Here is a 3,282-nt window from a genome sequence, read left to right as displayed (position 1 = left end):
GGCCGGACGAACTCCCACTCCATGTCGGTCAGTTCATGACGACGTATCACCCGACCATGATCCACGACTCAAGATCAATTGAAGACACTGCCTAGTGGGCGAGGTAGACGTCGCGGCAGACACCGGCACCGTTGCGGGCGTAGCCGTTGCCCGTGGTGGTGGTGCCGGACAGGGCGGTGGGGGCATGGCCGGCCGTGCGCTTGATCGGCAGGTCTTCTTTGACCGCGACCCGTTCGGCGGCGGTCAAGGCCCCGTAGGCGGTGCTGTAGGTGAGGTAGCTGTGGAAGCCGTAGCCGGCGAGCTCGGCGGCGCGGGGCAGGCTGCCGGGGCGACCGTCGGTGAGCTGCCCGCCGAGGGTGGCCTTGTAGCGCAAGCGCAGCTTCCAGGTGTTGGTGGCCGTCTCACGGAAGCCGTAGTCGACGGTGTCGAGGTAGCCGTCGCGCAGCAGCAGGGCGACCTCTTCGACGTAGTCGTCGATGATGGCCAGGGCGGGGCCCCGTAGTAGCCGTTGAGGAGGCGGAGATCGGCTCCGATCTTGGCGCCGACGTAGCGGGCGTCGGTGAGCGTGAACGAGGACGACCTGGTGGACGAGCCAGTCATGCTCACGCTCCCTGGAAGGTGGGGCCGAACAGCTCGCGCCAGGCGTCGTTCGCCTCGCCCCTCGTCGGCGCGCTCGCCGCCCAGGCGACGTCTTCCAGCGCGGTGTTGGCGTGCTCGACCAGCCGCAGGCGGTCCTGCTCGCTGTAGGTGCCGGCGACGTTGTTGTCGGGGTTGACGGGGTCCCACACCTGGATGGGGGCGGACGAGGAGGCGACGTCGCCGGCCGGGTAGAAGTCGGTGAAGACGATCGGCCGCTCAAGGCCGGTGCGGGCGATGTAGGCCAGCACCTGCTCGATGGCCCGGGGGTAGTCGTTGACCTGGAGCAGTTCTCCGTTCCATCCGGTCTCCCACAGGTGGGCGACCAGGAGCTCAAGGAGGAAGCTCTTGCAACGCAGGTCCGGATCGTGCAGCTTGCTCTGGCGGATCCACGCCTTCAGCAGGCGGATCAGCTCGGTGTAGCCGGGGCCGGCGGCGTCGCTGCTTTTGCGTTTCTCGATGAACCGCAGGTGCAGGGTGACGGAGGTGAGGACCCTGGTGCCCTGACGGGTAACCAGATACCCCTTGTCGTCCGGCTCTCCGGTGTACAGCACCGGTGCGACGTCGATCTTCAGGCCGGAGCCGCGGAGGGTGATCCCGACCGCGTGGTCGGAGATCTTGAAGTCGTCGGCGACCTTCGTGTCGCCGTAGACCTGGATGCAGCGCTCCCGCAGCCACTCCAGCAGGCTGGCCTCATCCACGCCGGGGTCGGCGGTCCGCAGGTAGGCGGCCACATCCGCGTCGGATCCGCCGCCGCGGCGCTGGATGGCGGTGAACTTGGCGGTACTGCCGGAGGCGCGGAGCTTGACCAGGTCGAAGTCCGGGTGCGCGGCGATGTGCCCCTCCAGCCGGTCACGCAGGTGGTTGACCTGACGGCGGCGTTCCGCCGCCTCCTGGGCAGGCACATTGACCCTGGTCTCGGCGAAGGCCTTGAGGACCTTGTGATCAACGTGTCGTTCTGCAGCCATCCCGTCCTGCCTTCCCGGTGCGGGCCTCCCGCACCGGCTAGAAGCTGTATCACCCGGCACTGACAGTCAGCCCCGTGCGGCCGGACGCACGCGGGCCGGGGCGCGCGCTGTGCCGTCGGCCGGGGGCCGCGGGCGAGTCGGCCGCGCACGCCGCAGGCGGCGCGGCCGACTCGCCCGTTCCCACCCGGGGCCTGGACTTGTTCAGCGGCGGGGCAGGGCCAGCAGGTTGTTGGTCCACACCCCGTCGGCGTGGGTCTGCAGGTACTTCTCGCCGCGCGGCGGGGTCACCACGGCGACCGTCGCCCGGTGCCCGCCCGCGTCGCTCGTGTACGCCTGGCCCTTTTCTGGATCCAGGTGACGAGCTCCGCCCGGGTGTTGTCGCCGCTCTTGGTGGTCTCCGGGTTGGTCCACCACAGGCGGGTGATGTGCTGGTGCGTGGTGCCGCCGGACAGGCGTACCGAGGTGATCTGGATGGCCATCGTTCTCTTCTTCTGCCGGCCTTGCCCGACGGGGCCCCGGAGCCGGCGCCAGGTCCCGTCACCCCGGTGCGGGGTGCTTCGCCCGGGACGGACGACGTAACTCGCGGGTAGAGAAGCGAGAGTGCCCTCAAGGGGCCGACGGGACGTCAGGAACATTCGAGGCAGCGGTCGGAGCCGTCCGCGAACATCGCGGGCGGATGCCGGATGAAGCATCCCGGGCACAGGCGCTCAGTCACGCGCGACGGACAGGCACAGCGGCCGCACTCGGGACAGCGGGGGACGCGGCATGAGGCTCCCTGTCTGCATACACCTGTCGCCTCCCCCACACCAGGTAACACGCGCCGGTCAGACCAAAGAAGTGCACCCTTAGCCCGTAGACACCCTGACACCTCGTCAGAAACCTGCTGCCGAAGGCTTGAGCAAGTCAGGATGAACCGCCAGCGGCGTGACGATCGCGTGTGCCTCAAGTAGGGCCGGATACACCCGCGTTGAGGCGCCAGCAGGACACCCCCAGTCGGAGAGTCGAGCAAGCCGCCACAACTGCAGGCGAGCCTGCGGACCCTTTCTCGGATCCCGGCCCCTTGAGCCCCTGCACGCTGCGCTGAACAGCCATTGTGCACCACGATCGACCGCCGCTCTGACCTGCACAAATGCCGCCAGAGTCATAGAGATTCCCGAGACATCTCCGAGATTCCAGCTCATTCACGGACTCGCAGCCCACAGCCCCCGCGCGCCAATGGCCATGAGTTCACCTATCGCAATTTGCGCTGTTCAGATGGCACGCTGCTCACGCCACGAAGTCTCCAGCTCAGACCTGAGACAGCAGCTCACGGCCGTCTAGTGAACGGATCGAACCCAAGAACTCACACTCCACCTCCAGACCGTGGGCGCGGCGACCACCGTCGCGGAAGTACACCTCCCCCAACGCCTCGGCGGTGATAGCGCGCAACTGCTGCTCGCCGGCGCCTGCCTGCTGGGCGTCGAGGAGGCGGGAGGCGTGGACGGGGGGCAGAGCGAGGGTGAAGTGGCGGATGCGGGCGTCGTCAGTGGTACCGGGCGCCGCGGTGCCCGAACCGGGCCCGAGTGTCGATCACCAAACCAGTACTAGGTTCTGTCGTCAAACGTCACGCCCACATCAGCAGGGCTGCGAGGGTGACGGCTGCTTGGTAGGACTCGGTGGTCTTGTCGTACCGGGTGGC

Annotated in this window: 4 protein-coding genes and 1 pseudogene; all 5 read right to left on the bottom strand. The window is 68.1% G+C overall.

The features are described 5' to 3' along the window. Positions 1-91: 91 nt before the first annotated feature. Entirely contained in the window at positions 92-445 is a 354-nt protein-coding gene (locus AB0F03_RS37905) for a hypothetical protein (RefSeq protein WP_362001053.1), read from the bottom strand. Positions 446-602: 157 nt separating this feature from the next. After that, positions 603-1,604 (bottom strand): CBASS oligonucleotide cyclase, encoded by a 1,002-nt coding sequence (locus AB0F03_RS37900; protein ID WP_362001050.1) that lies wholly within the window; start codon positions 1,602-1,604, stop codon positions 603-605. 201 nt (positions 1,605-1,805) lie between these two features. Next, positions 1,806-1,895: a DUF3892 domain-containing protein gene (locus AB0F03_RS37895; protein ID WP_362001048.1), complete on the bottom strand. Its 90-nt coding sequence runs from the start codon at positions 1,893-1,895 to the stop codon at positions 1,806-1,808. Beyond that, positions 1,889-2,083, bottom strand: a complete 195-nt coding sequence (locus AB0F03_RS37890) for a hypothetical protein (protein ID WP_362001046.1) — start codon at positions 2,081-2,083, stop codon at positions 1,889-1,891. The genes AB0F03_RS37895 and AB0F03_RS37890 overlap by 7 nt, the downstream gene beginning before the upstream one ends. An 808-nt stretch (positions 2,084-2,891) precedes the next feature. Then, positions 2,892-3,189: pseudogene (locus tag AB0F03_RS37885) on the bottom strand (hypothetical protein); the annotation flags it as partial. Positions 3,190-3,282 lie beyond the last annotated feature (93 nt).

Origin of the sequence: Streptomyces sp. NPDC028722 (assembly GCF_040637655.1) — a bacterium.
Taxonomy (GTDB): Bacteria; Actinomycetota; Actinomycetes; order Streptomycetales; family Streptomycetaceae; genus Streptomyces.
Note: the sequence above shows the minus strand (reverse complement) of the source record. Positions and strands in the feature narration are given on the sequence as shown.

Bases quoted from the DNA above. Each gene is read 5' to 3' on its own strand.
- AB0F03_RS37900 (WP_362001050.1), bottom strand. From the start codon at position 1,604: ATGGCTGCAGAACGACACGTTGATCACAAGGTCCTCAAGGCCTTCGCC.
- AB0F03_RS37890 (WP_362001046.1), bottom strand. From the start codon at position 2,083: ATGGCCATCCAGATCACCTCGGTACGCCTGTCCGGCGGCACCACGCAC.